The organism is Pseudomonas sp. LBUM920, from assembly GCF_003852315.1.
GTDB lineage: Bacteria > Pseudomonadota > Gammaproteobacteria > Pseudomonadales > Pseudomonadaceae > Aquipseudomonas.
In genome coordinates this window covers 4872161-4888420 of record NZ_CP027762.1, presented here as the reverse complement: position 1 = coordinate 4888420, position 16260 = coordinate 4872161, and the positions used below count along the sequence as shown (strand labels likewise).

Here is a 16260-nt window from a genome sequence, read left to right as displayed (position 1 = left end):
AGCCTGCTCCGACGTTGGTGCAGGCTTTGATACAGAGCCCGTAGCAAGGCACATGCCACGGAGATCCAGGCGCAGTCCGCCGTCAGCTTTCCATCAAGATTGAAACTCAGCTGCCTTCCAGTATGGCCGCCTCTTTGCGCCAGGCGGCGAGGAACATCCACGGTGTCTATCAATTCCCCAACCATGAGCCGTTACCGCAGGTTATGCCGTTGGCTGGTGTGCGGTGCATTGCTGTTGGCAAACGCGTGCGCCCTGGGGGATAGCTATCAGGCGCGGGATGAAAGCCTGCATACCTTTTTTACCGCGCTGTCGGTGCCCTTGGGCTTGCCTGTCGTTGTCAGCCGCGAGGTGGCGCGTAAAACCATCACCGGCCAATTCGACCTGGGGGCGGCGCAGCACACGCTGGAAACTGTCGCCGAGCAGCAAGGCCTGATCTGGTATAGCGACGGGCAGGTGCTGTACCTGTACGACGCCGGTGAAGCAAAAAGCTCGGCAGTAGCGCTGCGGCATATCTCGGTCGACAGGCTGCGCGGGTTCATGCGCCGTTCCGGGCTCGATGAATCGCGTTTTCCCCTGAGGGAAAGCGGCGGGCGAATGTTCTATGTGTCCGGGCCACCTAACTACGTCGACCAGGTATTGCACCTGACTCAACTGATGGACAAGCAGCGCACTGAGGTACGCGTCGGCGCACAAACCTTCGGCGTGGTGCAGGTGTTCAACACCCACGTGGCGGATCGCACGTATTCGATGGGCGACGACCAGGTCAACGTTCCGGGTATGGCCTCGATGATCGAAGCCGTGCTGGCCAGCGAGCAAAAGAACGACACGCAACGCCCCCCGGGTTTACTGGCCGACAAGAGCCTGGTGGTGATGGCCTATCCGGATTCAAACAGCCTGTTGATAAAGGGCAAACCTGCCCAGGTAAAGGTGCTCGAGGAACTGGTGGCGGAGCTCGACAAGCCCAAGCGGCCGATTGAGGTGTCGCTGTGGCAAGTGGATGTGGAGCGCAGTGAATTCGCCAAGATGGGCGCGGCCTGGGCTCAGCAAACCGATACCGGGACTTTCGTGACGCGCGTACTGGAACCTTTGGAAGATAACCGCTTGATGGCACAGCTCGGTGTGCTGGAGCGCCGGCGCAAGGTCAGGGTCGTCGCGTTTCCCATCATCCTTACCCAGGAAAACGTGCCTGCGGTTTTCCAGGATAACCATACGTTTTACCCGCCACGGCCTGGCGACGATAAGGGTGATTGGCAGCCCGTGCGTTATGGCGTTGAAGCCAGTGTGCTCCCGCGCTTTGCCGGAGCGCATCAGATCGAGATGCTGGTGAACCTCGAGGATGGCCGTCAGATGGACAGCCAATTCAAGCCAGGCTCGGCAGGGGCGGTGGGGCGAATGGCCGTCAGCTCTGTGGTGCGTGTACCTCAAGGCAGACGCTTGTGGCTGGGTGGTTTCCACCGTGAGGACGAGGCGCCCCGCCGTGGTCGACGCGCGCAGGTACGGCTCTTTGTGATCCAGGCGCGGGCGGTCGGCAGTGAGCCGCGGATGTTGGCCGGCGCTGTCGGCCCGCCGCCGCTGACCCCTAGCCAATATGAGCGCGTACAGCGTGCGTTTGTGCGCGAAAGCCGTGAAGTCCTTGAGTGACATAACCCGTTGGTCAGAGCCCTGAAACGCTTGTGGGCGGCGACTGCGAAAAGTCCTACGTGGCGCCCGCCGAAAGCCTCGATTACATGGGTTTTTTCCTAACGTTGTTCGCGGCTCAGGTTTTTATAGTCGTGATGTTGGCGTATCGGCCGTTTCTGGAAACAAGGAATTCAATGTCAGTAGTCGGGTGCAGAGGTGTGCATGACCCTCGTGAATGATGGGCTGACGGCTGCCTGGGTGTTTGCCGGGTGGACCTTGCAGGGCGATGGCCGATTGATCGGCGAAGGCGCGGATATTCAGTTGCCGCCCAAGGAGTGGCACGTGCTGCGGCTGCTGTTGGCGTCTGACGGAGCATTGATGACCAAGGATCGTCTGCTTGAGTTGGTCTGGCCCCGAGGGGAGGTGGCAGAGGAATCGCTGACGCGCTGTATCTACGCATTGCGCAAGCAGCTTAAGAAGGACAAGGGCTTTATCAAAACAATTTACGGCAGGGGGTATCGCTTTACCTGTGCCGTGAAAGCCGAGCAGCGCGCAATTCTCCAGACGGGGCCAGGGCGCGTGCAACGCATCTGCTCGGCTTGTGGGCAGGTGACACATGATTAATCGATTGGGCAAAGCGTTGGTGTTGAGCCTGTTGATGGGCAGCCATCAGGCCTGGGCCGATTGCTGGGAAGAGGTGGCTAGCCGCTATGACCTCGAACCTGAGCTTTTGCAGGCCATCGCCGCCGTGGAATCGGGTTACCGTGCGCACGCCGTGAACGCGCTCAACAGCGATGGCTCTCGGGATATTGGCCTGATGCAGATCAACAGCATGCACTTGCCTCGCCTGGCCAAGCAGGGCATTACCGAAGAGAGGTTGTTGAGTGAGCCCTGTTTGTCGGTCGAGGTGGGCGCTTCGATTCTTGCCGGGTTTGTCCAGCGTTTCGGTTACAACTGGACAGCCGTGGGCTCCTACAACGCCGGCGCAGCACCTGAGCGTGAAGCGTTGCGTTTGCGTTACGCAGAAAAAATATGGGCGCGGTATGAGGCGTTGGTGGCACAACGTCATTGACGATTGGACGGCGCACCTCGCACCTGGCGCGCCACCCCGGCTATAATCGGCGCCACCTTTCGCCGCCATCCGAGTCTAGCCCGCCCATGTATACCCTGGCCCGCCAGCTGTTGTTCAAACTCTCTCCGGAAACCTCCCACGATCTGTCCCTGGACCTGATCGGTGCCGGTGGTCGTCTGGGGCTCAATGGCCTGGTATGCAAGTCACCGGCAAAAATGCCGGTATCGGTGATGGGACTCGACTTCCCCAACCCGGTCGGGCTGGCTGCCGGCCTCGACAAGAACGGCGCGGCTATCGACGGGTTTGCGCAACTGGGTTTCGGTTTTGTCGAAATTGGCACCGTGACGCCACGCCCGCAACCGGGCAACCCAAAACCCCGGATCTTCCGCCTGCCGGAAGCCGAGGCGATCATCAATCGCATGGGCTTTAACAACCTGGGCGTCGATCATCTGCTGTCACGGGTTCAAGCCGCGAAATACAAGGGCATCCTCGGCATCAATATCGGCAAGAACTTCGACACGCCTGTAGAGCGCGCCGTCGATGATTACCTGATTTGCCTGGACAAGGTCTACGCCCACGCCAGCTACGTCACCGTCAACGTCAGCTCGCCGAATACGCCCGGTCTGCGTAGCCTGCAGTTCGGTGATTCGCTCAAGCAACTGCTCGAAGCCTTGCGTCAGCGCCAGGAAGACCTGGCCGTACGTCATGGCAAACGTGTGCCGCTGGCCATCAAGATTGCGCCGGACATGAGCGATGAAGAAACCGTGCTGGTCGCTCAGGCGCTGGTGGATTCGGGCATGGATGCGGTGATCGCCACCAATACCACCCTCAGCCGTGTGGGTGTCGAAGGGCTGGCGCATGGTGATGAAGCGGGTGGGCTGTCGGGCGCACCAGTGCGCGACAAAAGCACTCACATCGTCAAGGTGCTGGCGGCTGAGTTGGCCGGGCGCTTGCCGATCATCGCCGTGGGCGGCATCACCGAAGGCAAGCACGCGGCCGAGAAGATCGCCGCCGGTGCAAGCCTGGTGCAGTTGTATTCCGGTTTTATCTATAAGGGACCTTCGCTGATTCGCGAGTCGGTGGATGCGATTGCGGCTTTGCCAAAAAGGTAGGCCCGGCTTGTTGGCGATGGCAGGCCAAAAGTACACCTGTGAGTGTGTAGGCCATGTCGCCTTCGGAGCAATAAAAAGGGCTCCTTAAAGGAGCCCCTGGGCCGAAGCCCGCCGCCCTGATGGGGCGTGCGTGGTTAAGTCGTTACATATTCAAGGTAGTGTGTCGGATTAAGTGCCCTGTGTTAGCCGACGGCGTGAAGTTCGTTGAGTCTGTGGATTCCCGCAGTGCCAGTCATACCGTCCCAGTTGTCGCCGCGTCCTTCTCGCCAGCCGTTGATCCAGGCTTGGCGTACCGACGGTAGAGTAAATGGGCAAAGCTCACGGGATTTGCCATGAACGCCATATTGATATCCGCGTAAAAATGCTCTTTCCAACGGATCACGCTTAAGTCTTCTCATAGGGTGTTTCCCTCACTTGTTGACTGTCTTGATATCCTTCGGCCTCGTCTGAGGCCGGGCAGAGTTTTTCTGCCGTTGGTGGGCTCGCTGCCGGCGTGGCGAGCCAATGTGTCGGCGTCGTTACGGCGCCAACCTGTGTTGAGTTCTAACCAATAGGTCACATGGATTCAATGATCGTTTTGTCATAAGCACGTAACGATAACGATGCTATAGCCATAAGCTGGGATGGCTTTTCGCCCCTTTTATTGGGCAAAGCCAGCTATGATGTGCCCTGCATAGAGGATGGGTTTAATCCTTTAGTGAGAATGTCCGCCCGTTGCAGTCGGTTATTATTCGACGAAGGGTCGGAATATTTCTTTTTGTTGCAATCAATTATTTCTCTGCCCCGGAAATTCTGGCCCAAAGGCCCGGCAGCCGGGGTGGGACGGCACATTCGTGCCACGCGAGCACTCTTCGAGAAAAGTGCTTGATTAAAAACCGAGCCGGCGATGCGTCGCCTGTTCATTTATTGCTGAAAAGCCTGGAATGCCCCATGTCGGACCGTTTTGAACTCTTCCTCACTTGCCCCAAGGGCCTCGAAGGCCTGCTGATCGAGGAAGCCGTCGGGCTTGGCCTTGAGGACGCACGCGAGCACACCTCGGCCGTGCGCGGCATGGCCGACATGGAAACCGCCTACCGCTTGTGCCTCTGGTCGCGCCTGGCCAACCGCGTGTTGCTGGTGCTCAAGCGCTTCCCGATGAAGGACGCTGAAGACCTTTACCATGGCGTGCTGGACATCGAATGGGCCGACCACATGGTCCCGGATGGCACCCTGGCGGTGGAATTCAGCGGCCATGGTTCGGGCATCGACAACACTCACTTCGGCGCGCTGAAGGTCAAGGATGCGATTGTCGACAAACTGCGCACCCCGACCGGCGAACGCCCCTCCATCGACAAGATCAACCCGGACCTGCGTATTCACCTGCGCCTGGACCGCGGCGAAGCGATTCTTTCGCTCGACCTGTCGGGCCACAGCCTGCACCAGCGCGGTTACCGCCTGCAGCAGGGCGCGGCACCGTTGAAGGAAAACCTGGCGGCGGCGATTTTGATTCGCGCCGGCTGGCCGCGCATTGCGGCCGAAGGCGGCGCGCTGACGGACCCGATGTGTGGCGTGGGTACCTTCCTGGTCGAAGGCGCGATGATCGCCGCCGACATGGCCCCCAACCTCAATCGCGAACTGTGGGGCTTCACTACGTGGCTCGGCCACGTTCCGGCGCTGTGGAAGAAGCTGCACACCGAAGCGACCGAGCGGGCTGCCATCGGCATGAACAAGCCGCCGTTGTGGGTGCGAGGCTATGAAGCCGACCCACGCTTGATTCAACCTGCGCGCAATAACATCGAGCGCGCCGGCTTGAGCCACTGGATCAAGGTGTACCAGGGCGAAGTCGGCACTTTCGAGCCGCGCCCGGACCAGAACCAGAAAGGCCTGGTGATCTGCAACCCGCCGTACGGCGAGCGTTTGGGTGACGAAGCCAGTCTGTTGTATCTCTACCAGAACCTCGGCGAGCGTCTGCGTCAGGCCTGCATGGGTTGGGAAGCGGCGGTGTTCACCGGCGCGCCGGACCTGGGCAAGCGCATGGGCATCCGCAGCCATAAACAGTATTCGTTCTGGAACGGCGCCTTGCCGTGCAAACTGCTGCTGATCAAGGTCAACCCGGACCAGTTCGTCACTGGCGAGCGCCGCACCCCGGAGCAGCGTCAGGCCGAACGTGAGCAAGCCGCTTACGATCAGGCCCCGACCGAGCCGGTAGAACGCCAGTACAACAAGAACGGTAACCCGATCAAGCCAGCCCCGGCCCCGGTGGTTGAGCAGGCGCGCCTGAGCGAAGGCGGGCAGATGTTCGCCAACCGCCTGCAGAAAAACCTCAAGCAGCTGGGCAAGTGGGCCAAGCGCGAAGGCGTGGATTGCTACCGTGTGTACGACGCCGATATGCCGGAATACTCCATGGCCATCGACCTCTACCACGACTGGGTGCACGTGCAGGAATACGCCGCGCCGAAATCCATCGACCCGGAAAAAGCTTCCGCACGGATGTTCGACGCCCTGGCCGCGATTCCCCAGGCGCTGAACGTCGACAAGAGCCGCGTGGTGGTCAAGCGCCGCGAGCGTCAAAGCGGCACCAAGCAGTACGAGCGCCAGAGTGCTCAGGGCAAGTTCACCGAGGTCAGCGAAGGCGGCGTGAAGCTGCTGGTCAACCTCACCGATTACCTGGACACCGGCCTGTTCCTCGACCACCGCCCGATGCGCATGCGCATCCAGAAGGAGGCGGCCGGCAAGCGCTTCCTCAACCTGTATTGCTACACCGCTACCGCCAGTGTGCACGCGGCCAAGGGTGGCGCGCGCAGCACCACCAGCGTTGACTTGTCCAAGACCTACCTGGACTGGGCACGTCGCAACTTCTCGCTCAACGGTTTCTCCGACAAGAACCGCCTGGAGCAGGGTGATGTGATGGCGTGGCTGGAGGCCAGCCGCGATGAGTTCGATCTGATCTTCATCGACCCGCCGACCTTCTCCAACTCCAAGCGCATGGAAGGCATCTTCGACGTGCAACGTGACCACGTGCAGTTGCTCGACCTGGCCATGGCGCGTCTGGCACCGGGCGGCGTGTTGTACTTCTCGAACAACTTCCGCAAGTTCGTGCTCGAGGACAACCTCAGCGAACGCTATGCGGTCGAGGAAATCAGCGACAAGACCCTCGACCCGGATTTTGCACGTAACGCGAAGATCCACCGGGCGTGGAAAATCACCGCGCGCTGATTGCTGCACACAGTTGGAACAAAAAAGCCGCAAGCCTGGCGTATTCCGGGCTTGCGGCTTTTTTGCGCTGGTCAAACAGTGGCCTCATGGCTATAACTTAAGCCCTAGCCAAAGTGACAGCCCCGCACGCTGGCGTTGTGAGTGTTGCCTATGCCGATGCATGCCGTACGCCCCAAAATCCTAGGCTTTATCAGTGAGCAGGCGTCGGCTTGGCTGGTGGCTTTGGTGGTGTTATTGGCAGGTTGCGCGCTGACGGTGATTGTTGCCTGGGCCGCCGCCGATCTCTATCAGCAACAGGTTCGCCAGCGTTTTCAGCTGCTGGTCAATGAACGCTACAGCCGCCTGCAGGAGCGCTTCGAAGACCAGGAGCAACGCCTGGCCAGCCTGCAGCGCTTCTTCGTCAACTCAAGTGATGTGTCCCGCGCCGAGTTCGATGGGTTTGCTCAACCCTTGCTGTTGCGCGCCCGCGCCTATGCCTGGGCACCGCGGATTTTTCGCGATCAGCGCAAGCCGTTTGAACAGGAGATCTCGCGCCAGCGCGGCACGCCCTTTGCCATCCGTGAACTGAATTCGTCAGGGGAGTTGGCGCCTGCCGCCGAGCGCGATGAATACGTGCCGGTGTTGTATAGCCAAACCCAAAGCCTGCTGGGCTCGCCGCTCGGTTTCGACCTGTTGGCCCAGCCGCTTCGCCGCTCGGTTCTTGAGCGTGCGCAAAAAAGCGGTACGCCCGCGGTATCCCAGCCGATGCAATTGGTGGGTGTGGAGCCGGCCTATGCGGCCGGGGTTTTGCTGGTGGCGCCGGTGAGCAAGCTGGCTGAGGCCGAGCCCAGCGGCTTTGTGATGGCGGTGATCAGCATGCGACAGCTGGTGGCCGACGGTTTGCCCAAGCCGAACCGCGACAACCTGGTGATGCAGATCGTCGATACCTCCGACACCCAGCAGCGCGTGCTGTATGCCTCCAGCAATGCGGTGGGCACCAGCGACCTCAGCGCCGCGCGCCGTCTGACCCTGGGCGACCATGTGTATGCCCTCACGTTGCGTGCCAGCCAGGTCTTCGATCAGGCCAACCATTCCTCGATGAGCACCATCCTGACCATGGGCGGGTTGCTCAGCCTGCTGCTCAGTGCCTTGTTGTATGTGGTGGTCAGCCAACGCCAGCGCGCGCTGAAGCTGGTGGAGCAGCGCACCGTGCAGTTGCGCCTGCGTGAACAGGAATTGCGCGGTGCGCACGGCCAATTGCGCAGCGTGCTGAATGCGGCCACCCAAGTCGCGATCATCGCCACTGACCTGCGCGGGGTGATCAACACGTTCAATGCCGGGGCCGAGCAAATGCTGGGGTACACATCCGACCAGGTGCTGGGGCGCATGACCCTGGAAAGCCTGCACCTGGCCGCTGAACTCGAGGCGCGCGCCACCCGTTTGAGCGCGGCCATGGGCAAGCGCATCCCGCCAAGCCAGGCGATGCTGGTGGAGAGCCCGGACCACCTGCACCAGGCGCGCGAGTGGACCCTGTTACGCGAAAATGGCAGCCCCTTGACGGTGAACATGCTCGGTACCGTATTGCTGGACGACCATGGCCTGTGGATCGGGCATCTGGCGATTTACCTGGATGTCACCGAGCAGAAACGCGCCTACGAGGCGTTAGCGGCGCGCGATCGTTTGCTGAAAAAACTCAGTGCCCATGTGCCCGGCGGGATCTTCCAGTTCACCCTGGAACCCAAGGGCAACGGGCGTTTCATCTATGCCAGCGATGGCATGCGCGACATTTATGAAATCGAAACCGGCGTGTTGCACCAGGACGCGGGCAAGGTCTTCGAACGCATTCATCCCCAGGACGTCGAGCGGGTCCGCCTGTCGATACGCTTGTCGGCGTTGCAGCTGAGCCATTGGCGCGAAGAGTACCGCGTGCTGTTGCCACAACGCGGCCTGCGCTGGATTCGCGGCGAAGCCACGCCTGAAGAACTGCCGGGCGGCGGTACGCTGTGGCATGGCTACGTGTCGGATATTTCCGACCTCAAGCGGGTAGAGGAAGAGCTGCGCGCGCTGTCCATCACCGATTCGCTGACGGGCATTCATAACCGGCGTTATTTCCAGGATCGCCTCAAGGCCGAGATGCTCAGGCTCAACCGCGCCTGTGGGGCGCTGTCGTTGATCATGCTGGATATCGACCACTTCAAGCGCATCAACGACCAGTACGGTCACGCGGTAGGCGATGGGGTTTTGCAGGAGGTATGCAAGCGCATCAGTCAGCGCCTGCGGCGCACGGATGTATTTTGCCGACTGGGCGGCGAAGAGTTCGTGGTGCTATGCCCGCACACTGATTGCGAGCAGGCGTACAGCCTGGCGATGGAGTTGTGGCAGTCGTTGCGCAGTGCGCCGATGGACACGGTGGGCATCGTGACTGCCAGCTTCGGTGTGGCCAGCTGGCGGATCGACGAGGGCATTGATGGGCTGCTGCTGCGGGCGGACTCGGCGGTGTATGTGGCCAAGCAGGCGGGCAGGGACCGGGTGGAGGCCGAGCGACTTAGGGCTTGATTGACAGGTTTTTCCAGACGTCGCGCATTCATGTGGGAGATGGCTTGCCTGCGATTGCAGCGTGTCAGTCAGCGAATTGGAGACTTATGCACCGTTATCACAGGCAAGCCCGCTCCCACATTTGATCTGTGTTGCCTTTTAGAGCACCGGCGCAGCCGCCGCCAGCTTCGGCTGGCGATACAGGTCCAGCAGCACCTGGTCCAGCACTGATGAGGCGCCCCACGGTTTCGAATCGTTGAGGATCGCCACCACCACCCAGGTGTTGCCATTGTTGTCGCGGCTGAACCCGGCGATGGCACGCACGGTGTTCAGGGTGCCAGTCTTGACGTGGGCTTCGCCGCGCATGGCGGTGGTCTTCAGGCGTTTACGCATGGTGCCGTCGGTGCCGGCAATCGGCAGCGAGCTGATGTATTCCGCCGCGTACGGGCTCTTCCAGGCGGCTTGCAGCATGGCCGCCATCTCGCGGGCGCTGACACGTTCGGCGCGCGACAGGCCGGAGCCGTTCTCCATGACGAGGTGCGGCGCGGTGATGCCCTTCTTCGCCAGCCACTGACGGACCACACGTTGCGCAGCCTTGGCGTCGTCGCCGTCGGCATCGTTGCGAAATTGCGCGCCCAGGCTCAGGAACAGCTGCTGGGCCATGGTGTTGTTACTGTATTTGTTGATGTCGCGGATGATTTCCGCCAGGTCCGGCGAGAAGGCACGGGCGAGTACTTTGGCGTCCTTGGGCACGGGCGCCTGGATATCGCGGCCCTGGATGGTGCCGCCCAATTCCTGCCAGATCGCACGCACAGCGCCGGCGGTGTAGGTGGCATGGTCGAGCAGCGACAGGTAAGTCTGCGAACTGCAGCCATCGCCCAGTTGGCCGCTGACCGTCACGGTGACACTGCCGTCGGCGGCGGTGACCGGGCTGTAGCGCACGTCGCCGGTGCATTGCTTGGCGTTGGAGACTTTCACCTGGTTGTCGATGCGAATGCTGGCAATCGGCGGTTCGACCGATACGATCACGCGGCCCGAATCGTTGCGGGTCACGAAGCGCAGGGCCTTGAGGTTGACCAGCAGGGCGTCGGGCTTGACCAGGAACGGCTTGTTCTCGTCATTGCCGTCGTCATTGAATTCGGGCAATTGCGGCTGGTTGAAGAAGCTGCGGTCGAGCACCAGGTCGCCGGTCACTTGCTGCACGCCATTGGCACGCAGGTCGCGCATCAGCAGCCAGAGTTTTTCCATGTTCAGCTTGGGGTCGCCGCCGCCCTTGAGGTAGAGGTTGCCGTGCAGGACGCCACCGCTGAGCGTGCCATCGGTGTAGAACTCGGTCTTCCACTGATGGTTGGGGCCGAGCATTTCCAGGGCCGCGTAAGTGGTGACCAGCTTCATGGTGGAGGCCGGGTTCACCGAGACGTCGGCGTTGAACACGGTAGGGGTACCGGGGCCGGTGAGGGGCAGCATCACCAGCGACAGCGCGGTATTTTGTAGCTTGGCTTTCTGCAGGGCCTGCGCAACGTTGGGTGGCAGGGTGTTGTTGATTGGGGCGGCAGCGGCGGAGAAGGCCAGTGGAAGAAGAAAGCCGGCCAATAACACGCAACGAAAAGATTTGATCATAAGGAATAAAACCCTACTGCTGAGAAGGGTGAAAAAGGCGAGGGGTATGGAAGAAAATCCCTCATTGGTCACGAAAGTGTCGGCATTATGCCCCAAGGTGGATCCAGTTGTAGCTGAACGATAGCTGGAATTGCGCGTTTTTTTGCAGACAGATAGCCGCCTATCCCAGAGAGTCGGGCAATCCTTGCCTTAAACTGCTAGAGTGCCGCCCGTTATTACTTATGAGGATTGTTCCAATGGCGACTAACCGTTCCCAGCGTCTGCGCAAAAAACTGTGCGTTGATGAATTTCAAGAGCTGGGTTTCGAACTGAACCTGGACTTCAACGAAGGCCTGAGTGAAGAAGCTATCGACGCTTTCCTCGAAGCATTCATCAAAGAAGCCATGGAAGCCAACGGTCTGGGCTATGTCGGCGGCGATGACTACGGTCTGGTTTGCCTGCAGAAGCGTGGCTCGGTCTCCGAAGAGCAGCGTGCTGCCGTTGAAGCCTGGCTGAAAACCCGTTCCGAGCTGACCAAGGCTGAAGTCAGCCCGTTGCTGGACGTGTGGTATCCGGAAAAGCCGATCAACGCGGCTAAGTGATACTGAAAAAACGGCGACCTTCGGGTCGCCGTTTTTTTATGCCTTGCGCCCGTTCAGAATCAGCAGCGTCAACACCCCCGCCACAATCCCCCAGAACGCCGAACCGATGGAAAACAACGTCAAGCCTGACGCGGTGACCATAAAGGTGATCAGCGCCGCTTCGCGCTCCTTCGGCTCATTCATGGCGATGCTCAAGCCATTGATGATCGAGCCAAACAACGCCAACGCTGCAATCGACAGCACCAGTTCCTTTGGCAATGCTGCGAACAGTGCCGCCAAGGTCGCGCCAAATACCCCGGCAATCCCGTAGAACACGCCGCACCACACCGCAGCGGTATAGCGCTTGTTGCGGTCTTCATGGGCATGCGGCCCGGTGCAGATGGCCGCGCTGATGGCCGCCAGGTTGATGCCGTGGGAGCCGAAGGGCGCGAGCACCAGCGAGGCCAGGCCGGTTGCGGTGATCAAAGGCGAGGCGGGCACGGTGTAGCCGTCGGCGCGCAACACGGCGACGCCGGGCATGTTCTGCGAGGTCATCGCCACCACGAACAGCGGGATGCCGATACTGATGGTCGCCGCCAGCGAGAAATGCGGCGTGGTCCATACCGGCGTTGCCACTTCCAGGTGAAAGCCACTGAAATCCAGCAACCCCATCAGCCCCGACAGCACAGTGCCGAGCACCAGCGCGGCGAGTACCGCATAGCGGGGCGACAGGCGCTTGATGATCAGGTATGTGAAAAACATCCCCAGGACCAGGCCGGTGCGATGCTGCGCGGCGACGAAAATCTCGCTGCCGATCTTGAACAGAATCCCCGCCAGCAAGGCCGCCGCCAGCGACGCCGGGATGCGCTTGACCAGTTTCTCGAAGCTGCCGGTCAGCCCGCACAGCGTCACCAGTACGGCGCAGGTGATGTAGGCACCAATGGCCTCGCCGTAACTTACGCCGCCCAGGCTGGTGATCAACAACGCCGCGCCGGGTGTGGACCAAGCAATGGTGATGGGCGTGCGATAGCGCAAGGACAGGCCGATGCTGCACACCGCCATGCCGATGGAGATGGCCCAGATCCACGAAGAAATCTGCGCCGTGGTCAACCCGGCGGCTTGTCCGGCCTGGAACATCAGGACCAGCGAGCTGGTGTAGCCGGTCATCATGGCAATGAAGCCGGCGACGATGGCCGACGCAGAAGTGTCGGCCAACGGGCGCAAAGGCGCTTGGGTGGCGTCGTTCATGGAGAGGCGTTCCTTTTACCTGGGTATTTGCCGGTGAAGGCGCAGATTCAAGCCTAAACTCAAACGGAACTACTCGTTGCAATACAGCCAACGCAGCAAACAGCCGTACAGTGTGTTGGCGCATTGGGTTGTGTACAATGTGCCCTGTTTTTAGGTGATACTTGCCAGCAACCCGCGCTTGCCGTATTACCGTTAATTCGCCGCCGTTCTCCAAACCCGAGTGCCCATGAACGAACAGTTGCAACCTCTCAAGAAACAACCGCGAGCTGGCAAGGCCGGTCGCAGCGGAACCCAGGACGATATTGTCTACGCGCATATCTTCGAGGCCATCCTTGAACAACGCCTGGCGCCCGGAACCAAGTTGAGTGAAGAGGCACTGGGCGAAATCTTCGGCGTCAGCCGCACCATCATTCGCCGCGCGCTCTCGCGTTTGGCCCATGAAGGCGTGGTACTGCTGCGGCCCAATCGTGGTGCGGTGGTGGCGAGCCCGAGTGTAGAAGAAGCGCGCCAGGTATTCCTGGCCCGGCGTCTGGTCGAACGGGCGATCACGGAATTGGCAGTGCAGCACGCCACGGCCGAACAGCTGGCCGAGCTGCGCCAGATGGTCAACGACGAGCGTGACAGTTTCTCCCGCGGCGACCGCGGTGCTGGTATCCGCCTCTCCGGCGAATTCCACCTCAAGCTGGCCGAGGCGGCGAAGAACGCGCCGCTGATCAGCTTCCAGCGCAGCCTGGTGTCGCAGACCTCGTTGATCATCGCCCAGTACGAAAGCGGCAACCGCTCGCACTGTTCCTACGATGAGCACACGCAGCTGATCGACGCGATCGAAGCACGCGATGCAACGTTGGCGGTGAACCTGATGATGCACCACATGGATCACATCGACAGCAAGCTCAACCTCGATGAGGAAAGCGCGTCGGATGATTTGCATGCGGTGTTCTCGCATTTGTTGCAGACGAAAAAGCCGGGTCGCTCGTCCGTAAAACTGTAAACCCGATCAAAAATGTGGGAGCGGGCTTGCTCGCGAAGGCGGTGGTTCAGTCTAAGTATCTGTTGACTGACACACCGCATTCGCGAGCAAGCCCGCTCCCACATTTGTTTTGTGGCGTTTGTTAGATCAGCGTTGGTGCACGAGATTGCCGGCTGCGTAGGTCCGCAGAACCGCCCGATCATCCCCCAGCGTCATCAACACAAACAGCGTTTCGGCAATGTTATTGGCCTGCTTCAAGCGATAGCTCAGCAGCGGCGTGGCGTTGTAATCCAGCACCAAAAAGTCCGCATCGGTACCCGGCTGCAACGTGCCGATCTTGTCTTCCAGACGCAGCGCCCGCGCGCCGCCCAAAGTGGCCAGGTACAGCGACTTGAACGGGCTCAACCGCGCGCCCTGCAGTTGCATGACTTTGTAGGCTTCGTTCAGGGTTTGCAGCAGCGAGAAGCTGGTGCCGCCGCCCACGTCGGTGCCCAGGCCGACATTCAATTTGTGCTTCTCGGCCATCGGCAAGTTGAACAACCCACTGCCGAGGAAGAAGTTCGACGTCGGGCAGAACGCCACCGCCGAACCCGTCTCCGCCAACCGTGCGCACTCGTCATCACACAGGTGCACGCCGTGGGCAAACACCGAGCGTTCGCCCAGCAATTTGTAGTGGTCATACACGTCCAGGTAGCCCTTGCGCTCCGGGAACAGCTCTTTCACCCATGCCACTTCCTGCAGGTTTTCACTGATGTGCGTCTGCATGTACAGGTCTGGGTATTCGCCCAGCAGTTGCCCGGCCAGCGTCAGTTGCTCCGGGGTGCTGGTCGGGGCAAAACGTGGCGTGACCGCATAGTGCAAACGGCCCTTGCCGTGCCAGCGTTCGATCAGCGCCTTGCTTTCCTGGTAGCCGGATTCGGCGGTGTCGGTCAGATAGTCCGGCGCGTTGCGGTCCATCATCACCTTGCCGGCGATCATGCGCAGGTCGAGTTTTTCGGCCGCTTCAAAGAATGAATTGACTGATTGCGGGTGCACGCTGCCGAACACCAGCGCCGTGGTCGTGCCGTTGCGCAGCAGTTCCTTGATGAAGATATCCGCGACTTCTTCGGCGTGCGCCTTGTCGGCGAACTGGCTTTCGCACGGGAAGGTGTAGGTGTTGAGCCAATCCAGTAACTGCTCGCCATAGGCGCCGACCATGCCGGTTTGCGGCAGGTGGATATGGGTGTCGATCAGGCCTGGGGTGATCAGCGCATCCTGATAATGGGTAATGTCGATATCGGCGGGCAGTGTCGGCAACAAATCGCTGGCGTGGCCCAGGGCGCTGATCTGGCCGTTATCGATCACCAGCAGGCCGTCTTCGAAATACTCATAGGAAGCTTCGATCCCCACTTCAGCAGGGTCGGCAATGCTGTGCAGGATGGCGGCACGGTAGGCTTTGCGAGTCAAAGGCATGTTCATCTCAATTGATAGCTTGGCTGCGGCGCGAGGCCGGCAGCAGTTTGGCAATGGGTTCGGCGCTCGCGGTGTGCTGACCGAAATTGGCGTTATAGGTGGCGATGATTTCGCCGGCGATGGAGATGGCGATCTCCACCGGCAGTTTGCCCTTCACCTCGGTGAGGCCCATCGGGCAGCGCATGCGTTGCAGTTGCGCGGTGTCGAAGCCGCGATCACGCAGGCGGTGTTCGAACTTGACCCGTTTGGTTTTCGAGCCGATCAGTCCGAAGTAGGCAAAGTCGTTGCGTTTGAGCAGCGCGGCGGTCAGTTCCAGGTCCAGCGCGTGATTGTGGGTCATGACGATGCAGTAGCTGCCCACTGGCAGGTCGGCAATTTCGTCGACTGGCTCCTCGCTGACGATTTTACGCACGCCCTGGGGAATGTGTTCCGGAAACTCCTGGTCGCGGGAATCGATCCAGCGCACTCGGCATGGCAGGCTCGCCAACAGCGGCACCAAGGCGCGGCCGACATGGCCGGCGCCAAACACTGCAATGTGCGCCTGCACCTGGCCCATGGGTTCGAACAGCAGCACCGTCACACCGCCGCAGCACTGGCCCAGGCTTGCACCAAGGCTAAAGCGCTCCAGATGGGTGTTTTGCTGGCCGCGCACGAGCATGTCGCGGGCGATCTGCATCGCCTTGTATTCCAGGTGCCCGCCACCGATGGTGTCGAAGGTCTGCGCGGCGCTGATCACCATCTTCGAGCCGGCATTGCGCGGCGTGGAGCCGAGCTCTTCGATGATGGTCACCAGCACGCAGGGTTCACCCTGGTTCTGCAGGTCGGCGAGGGCGCTGATCCAGTTGTTCATAGTCACCTCTTGTGGCGTCTGTCAGGCCGCTATCGGGGGCAAGCCCT

At 60.7% G+C, this 16260-nt stretch carries 13 protein-coding genes; 8 read left to right on the top strand and 5 right to left on the bottom strand.

Annotated features, from left to right (window positions below):
• Positions 1–162 precede the first annotated feature (162 nt).
• From sctC to C4J83_RS22530, 4 genes are all read left to right on the top strand, one after another.
• A complete protein-coding gene (sctC, locus tag C4J83_RS22545; RefSeq protein WP_124418242.1) occupies positions 163–1641 on the top strand; it encodes a type III secretion system outer membrane ring subunit SctC in 1479 nt (492 codons plus the stop codon).
• 201 nt (positions 1642–1842) lie between these two features.
• Complete coding sequence (locus C4J83_RS22540; protein ID WP_106576312.1) at positions 1843–2244, top strand: winged helix-turn-helix domain-containing protein; 402 nt, start codon at positions 1843–1845, stop codon at positions 2242–2244.
• On the top strand, positions 2237–2692 hold the full coding sequence (locus tag C4J83_RS22535) for a transglycosylase SLT domain-containing protein (RefSeq protein WP_106576313.1): 456 nt from the start codon (positions 2237–2239) through the stop codon (positions 2690–2692). The genes C4J83_RS22540 and C4J83_RS22535 overlap by 8 nt, the downstream gene beginning before the upstream one ends.
• 86 nt (positions 2693–2778) lie before the next feature.
• Entirely contained in the window at positions 2779–3804 is a 1026-nt protein-coding gene (locus tag C4J83_RS22530) for a quinone-dependent dihydroorotate dehydrogenase (RefSeq protein WP_124418241.1), read from the top strand.
• A gap of 182 nt (positions 3805–3986) precedes the next feature.
• Here C4J83_RS22530 and rmf read toward each other — a convergent pair whose 3' ends face one another.
• Positions 3987–4202: a ribosome modulation factor gene (rmf, locus tag C4J83_RS22525; protein WP_002553055.1), complete on the bottom strand. Its 216-nt coding sequence runs from the start codon at positions 4200–4202 to the stop codon at positions 3987–3989.
• Positions 4203–4734: 532 nt separating this feature from the next.
• On the opposite strand from rmf, the gene rlmKL reads away from it, so the two are divergent.
• Positions 4735–6999, top strand: coding sequence for a bifunctional 23S rRNA (guanine(2069)-N(7))-methyltransferase RlmK/23S rRNA (guanine(2445)-N(2))-methyltransferase RlmL (gene rlmKL, locus C4J83_RS22520; RefSeq protein WP_056861554.1), 2265 nt, complete (start codon positions 4735–4737; stop codon positions 6997–6999).
• A gap of 150 nt (positions 7000–7149) precedes the next feature.
• Positions 7150–9534, top strand: a complete 2385-nt coding sequence (locus tag C4J83_RS22515; protein WP_124418240.1) for a sensor domain-containing diguanylate cyclase — start codon at positions 7150–7152, stop codon at positions 9532–9534.
• Between the two features lie 138 nt (positions 9535–9672).
• On the opposite strand, the gene dacB is transcribed toward C4J83_RS22515, so the two are convergent.
• Entirely contained in the window at positions 9673–11133 is a 1461-nt protein-coding gene (dacB, locus tag C4J83_RS22510; protein WP_106576317.1) for a D-alanyl-D-alanine carboxypeptidase/D-alanyl-D-alanine endopeptidase, read from the bottom strand.
• A 236-nt stretch (positions 11134–11369) separates the two neighbouring features.
• Between dacB and C4J83_RS22505 the strand changes: the two genes are divergently transcribed.
• Positions 11370–11714: a YggL family protein gene (locus C4J83_RS22505; protein ID WP_003193255.1), complete on the top strand. Its 345-nt coding sequence runs from the start codon at positions 11370–11372 to the stop codon at positions 11712–11714.
• 36 nt (positions 11715–11750) lie between these two features.
• On the opposite strand, the gene C4J83_RS22500 is transcribed toward C4J83_RS22505, so the two are convergent.
• Positions 11751–12941, bottom strand: coding sequence for a benzoate/H(+) symporter BenE family transporter (locus C4J83_RS22500; protein WP_119742116.1), 1191 nt, complete (start codon positions 12939–12941; stop codon positions 11751–11753).
• Between the two features lie 226 nt (positions 12942–13167).
• Between C4J83_RS22500 and C4J83_RS22495 the strand changes: the two genes are divergently transcribed.
• Positions 13168–13932 (top strand): GntR family transcriptional regulator, encoded by a 765-nt coding sequence (locus C4J83_RS22495; RefSeq protein ID WP_017134778.1) that lies wholly within the window; start codon positions 13168–13170, stop codon positions 13930–13932.
• Positions 13933–14058: 126 nt separating this feature from the next.
• Here the strand turns inward: C4J83_RS22495 and guaD are convergent, their stop codons facing one another.
• Complete coding sequence (guaD, locus tag C4J83_RS22490; RefSeq protein ID WP_124418239.1) at positions 14059–15363, bottom strand: guanine deaminase; 1305 nt, start codon at positions 15361–15363, stop codon at positions 14059–14061.
• Between the two features lie 7 nt (positions 15364–15370).
• The gene (gene xdhC, locus C4J83_RS22485; RefSeq protein WP_106576319.1) at positions 15371–16213 is read right to left on the bottom strand and encodes a xanthine dehydrogenase accessory protein XdhC; all 843 of its coding nucleotides are present in this window, start codon (positions 16211–16213) and stop codon (positions 15371–15373) included.
• Positions 16214–16260 lie beyond the last annotated feature (47 nt).